This is a genomic window from Mycobacterium sp. (assembly GCF_052144515.1).
Taxonomy (GTDB): domain Bacteria; phylum Actinomycetota; class Actinomycetes; order Mycobacteriales; family Mycobacteriaceae; genus Mycobacterium.
The window spans coordinates 1-4,541 of record NZ_JBKQQD010000473.1 but is presented as its reverse complement, the minus strand read 5'-3'; the positions used below and the strand labels follow the sequence as shown (position 1 = coordinate 4,541).

Below are 4,541 nucleotides of genomic sequence, written 5' to 3'. Positions count from 1 at the left end.
CCCAATTGCGGCGCTCCCTCGTTCTAACGCGCGGCTGCAGAACGCGCCATCCAGTGTTTGACGGCACGATTGCTTGGTTGCAAACGCGAGTGACGCTTGTGACACCGCCCAGCACTGTTCTCTCCTTGCGGCGGGGATTCACGTATATCAACATTCGAAATAGAGATAACCCAAGGTTTGAAGCGCAAGCGGCTCTGGACTCCGCAGTTAAAAAGGGTGCGAGGATCCATGTCTCACCTATGTTCACTTATCCACCAAAAAGCGAATTGATATTCATCGCGAGCTACAACCTGTCAACGGCGCCCGAAAATTGACCCCTTTTCGACGGGCGAGTTCGACACGGGGTCAGTTTTCAGACGACGCCGACACAACCCGAACTTCGACTCTCAGCGAGCCGCCCTGCTGGCGAAGTTGAGGGCCATGTCGGAGGTCGATTGGGTGAAGCCAGCGATGTTCGAGGAGCAGTATTTTCATCTGGACGAGGGCACGCCATCACCGCGCTAGAGATTAGATGCAGCGTCAAGTTTGCATGATCTGGATTCTAGCGTCCACGTAAATACGTGACCATGATACTAACCTCGACGGCACGCAAATTGCGCATGTGCCCGCGAACTTGTGAGCCAGTTTGTAGTCGCCCCGTCAGTTTCTCCCGGGCGGATACTCGCGTCGGAGCAGTAGCCCGCTGATTATCAGTCGCGTCCCCACCGGCGGCGGCTACCAGCGCGTTACCAGCCTCGTTGCATCTAGAGTTCCGCCTCATCCCTGGCGGCCCGGAATCCCGAGTGGTAGACGATGCCGGTGGGCTGCGCCGCCTGTCGGTAGTAGCCTTCTTTGTAGTAGCACGTGGTCGTCCCGGGGACCAGTGTGCTAAGGAAATAGGTATCGGATCCGTCGAAAAAGGTTTGGCGAACTCCGTTGAGCCACAATCTGATCCACCCTGTCTTTATAGATTGACCGGATGACAGCCTCGCAGCACACCATCGCAGGCACGGTGACCCGGTTGACCAGTTGACCTGCATCTTCACGTCGTGCCAATGCCCGACGTTCAACGGCGTCTCGAAGATGGTGTACGTGTCTACGTAGTCGCCGGGACGGGTCTGCGGATTGACGATCAGCGACCAGTAGCCGTTCTTGGCGCCCACGCCCCATTCGAATCCCGCGCTGCCGATGCTGGCATCCGAATGCCAGTCGTTGGTCACCCCCCAGCCAAGATCGGCGTGGTTCTGCGGAAAACTCGGGTCGAACATGGTGGAAAACTCATACCAGCGCACCTGCCCTTCGGTGCCCCCGGTTTCGCTTGCGCTGGATCCCACTTCCGAGCGTTCGCCAGTGGCGAAGCCTGGCCAGTCGCCCGAACGGACCTCGAAACGAGCCGCCTTACCTTTCACCGGGTCGTCGACCACGGTCGCCGAATACGACGGAACGTAATGAACCCCGGGCCCGTTATATCCCCGGTGCTGAACACTCGGCCACTGACTGAAATCACCGGTGGAGTAATCACCGATGAACATCGGCTGCGCCACCCCATGAAATGGCGCACACCCGCTGAGGCACCCAGCGACGACCGTGAATGTGATCACTGCGACGGATCGAAGCGCTGTGTGCAAGCGGAACATCGCAACTCCTTTCACAACGTGTATCCGCGATTTGGGCGCCAGAGTGAACGTGGGAGATTTCCTTGACCTCTGGCATACGTCCTCTTCGTCTGTAGCGTATGCGGTGTCCAGTTCGTCTCTAGCGTATGCGGTGTCCAGCAGCCACGTATTCCGTTGTCCGGGCCGGGACCCGAAACCAAGGCGCACACTGATCAGCGAAACCGCCACGAAACCCATGAGAAAGAGTGACAGCCACAGCTTGGTGGTGGCCGCTCCCGTGTTACTTGTGTGTTGATGTGTGGCGGCGCGCTCATCGCGCCGAAGTTATGGGCACTCTTCACCAGTCACCGGATTACCGCGACCGACGCCTGTGACACCGCCAGCACCGTTCTCTCCTAACCGTGGCGATCCAAACGGCGTAACCGGATGAAACCGATTATCCGTGTATAGGGTACTCTACATACTTTTTGGATCAGTACAACCTAGTCATGGACTTCAAGTATCTCACTCGTAGTGCTCGCACACCTGCTCAGGCGTGCGCTGAAGATCAGACACCATCGCGTTGCTCCCCGGGGATATCCCAGGGTCGTAACTTGTCAAGCGGCTTGGGTGATTTGGCGATGCGCCCAGGCGGTGTATTCGCTGTAGGTGGTGTGGTGGCGTAGGCAGCCGTGCAGGATGCCGACGAGGCGGTTGCCGAGGGCACGCAGGGCTTGGTGGTGGGTGTCGTCGGCGGCGCGGCGCTGGTCATAGAAGGTGCGGGCGCCCGGACTGGTGGTCAGGGCGCACAAAGCCCATTGGTCGATGCCGTCGTAGAGGCGACGGTTGCGTACGTGGCGGGCCAGCACGGTGCGTTTCTTGCCGGAGGCGACGGTCAGGGGTGAGGTGCCGGCGTAGTTTCTGCGAGACTTGGCGTCGGTGTATCTGTTCGGGTCGTCCCCGAACTCACCGAGCACCCGGGCGCCGAGCACGACACCGAGTCCTGGCTGGGAGAGGTAGATGTCGGCGTCCGGGTGTGTTTCAAAATGCTTGGCCAGGCTTTCTTCGAGCTCGCTGATTTGGTGGTTCAGTTCGGCGATGATGCCGACGGCGGCGCGGGTGGTGGCAGCGAACGCCGCGGTGACCGTCGCGGGTGCGGCCAGCTGTTCGGTGCCCAGCGCGGCCCGGATTTGGCGGGCGCGGGCGGCGATATTGCGTTGCCGGCCACCGCGTTTGAGCGCGGACTGGATCGCGCTCGGGCGCAGGTGGGCGCCCTGCTCGGGGGTGGGGGCCCGGCCCAGCACCCCCAAGGGCGTCGCCGTGGGCCAGGTCCTCGAAGGCCACCAGGGCGGCCGGGTAGTACTCGCGCAAAGCGCTGCGCAGGGCGTTGGTGTGTCGCGTGCGTGTCCAGATCAAGTTCTGGTGGGCGCGGGCGAGAACTTTGATCGCTTCCGCATCGGGGCTGTCGCCGGCGATCGGGCGGTGGTTGTGCCGGTCGGTGCGTACCAGATCGGCCAGCAGCTTGGCATCGCCGGCATCGGATTTGGCGCCCGAGACGTGGTGACGGTCGCGGTAGTGGGCCACCGCCAACGGGTTGATCGCATACACCTGATAGCCGGCGGCCGTCAGCGCCCCCACCCACAAACCGCGGTCGATCTCAATCCCGATCACCGCCTGTTCCGGTTCCTCAGCGTGCGCCGCGACCAGCTCGTGCAGCTGGCGGATGCCGGTCAGTCCCTCGGGCAGCCGCCCAGAGGCCAGCCGCCGCCCGGCCTCGTCCATCAGATACACATCGTGATGCTCTTCGGCCCAGTCATCGCCGATAGAGATCATCGATCACCGCCTTCCATCGGCCCGCACTCAACCTATTTCGAGCCCGAGGACACCCGGCGGCGACCTAATGGATCAGTGCTCGAAGCGGCACGACATCCCAGCAGCGCTACAGGCGACCCCACCAACCGGCCGGGGCACGATCTACACCTAGGAATCGACCCTCACTCCAGGTTCTCAAAGTGCTCACCGGCCGGCGGCTCGGTGACCAGCCTGCCTCGACAAGCACCCAAACCCCGTCAACGCGCTGATCGATTCCCATTAGGTTCATCAGATGGTCCAATCGAATGAATCGGCTGGCTTGGCCACCATGGCACGGGCCGTGGCGCGGGGGGTTCCCCTTTCTGGCCCCGAGCATCCGGCCCGTGCCGAGGTTTACACCGGCCGACGTCGATGACCTTCCGCCGGTCTCGAAGCCGGCCCACCCACTGAAATACTCGAAGTTTATAATGAGCGTTGCATTCATCCAAAAAGTATGTAGAGTATGCCTACATATGGATTGTCGGTTTAGTCCGGTTTTGCCGTTTCGATCGCCACGGTTAGGAGAGAACGGTGCTGGCGGTGTCACGGGGTCGGTCGCGGTAATCAGGTCGCTGGTGAGAGTGCCCATGACTTCGGCGCGATCAGCGCGCCGCCACACATCAGCCCACAAGTAACACGGGAGACGGCCATGAGGGTATGCACCGCTCAGGAGCATGTTGCAGGGCACGGCTCGGCAGCGTCGCGCAACAGGTATGCGCGATCACCCATCGTGCGCAACTCCGTTGGAAGCACGGGAGGAACGAGGCCGTGCTGGCGAAAGATCGCGCGAAAGAGCGCGCCCGGCAGATCATGGGACACTCTGACCGGCGCAGATCGGTGCTGCCACACGCTCGGCAGCCCCCACTCGGAGAACCAATGCCACCCCTTCCGCGTCGGCCCCGCCGACGGCCCGTTCAAGCAGCGACGTTGGTCCGGGGTCACCCGCCTCGTCGGGCCGCAGCGTGACCGCGGGAACGATGCTGGCGGAGGTCATATGTGCGGAATAGCCGGAGTCCGCAGGTTCGACAGCGAACCGGTGAGCCGCGAACTGCTGGCCAATATGGCCGCGCGGCTGGTTCATCGCGGGCCAGACGACACCGGAATCTGGACGCAAGG

General features: G+C 62.0%; 3 protein-coding genes and 1 pseudogene. 1 reads left to right on the top strand and 3 read right to left on the bottom strand.

The window, feature by feature from the left end; all coding sequences use genetic code 11:
- Positions 1-314: hypothetical protein (locus ACLP9N_RS31950; protein ID WP_442411140.1), on the top strand; the 314-nt coding region annotated here is incomplete at its 5' end.
- Between the two features lie 429 nt (positions 315-743).
- Here ACLP9N_RS31950 and ACLP9N_RS31945 read toward each other — a convergent pair.
- The 3 genes and pseudogenes from ACLP9N_RS31945 to ACLP9N_RS31935 all read right to left on the bottom strand — a co-directional run.
- Positions 744-1,616 carry a polysaccharide lyase gene (locus ACLP9N_RS31945; RefSeq protein ID WP_442411139.1) on the bottom strand — a complete coding sequence of 291 codons (873 nt, stop codon included), beginning with the start codon at positions 1,614-1,616 and terminating at the stop codon, positions 744-746.
- Between the two features lie 575 nt (positions 1,617-2,191).
- Positions 2,192-3,407, bottom strand: a pseudogene (locus ACLP9N_RS31940) (IS110 family transposase).
- A gap of 826 nt (positions 3,408-4,233) precedes the next feature.
- On the bottom strand, positions 4,234-4,541 hold a 308-nt coding region (locus tag ACLP9N_RS31935; protein WP_442411138.1), incomplete at its 5' end, for a hypothetical protein.

Bases quoted from the DNA above. Each gene is read 5' to 3' on its own strand.
- ACLP9N_RS31945 (WP_442411139.1), bottom strand. From the start codon at position 1,616: ATGTTCCGCTTGCACACAGCGCTTCGATCCGTCGCAGTGATCACATTC.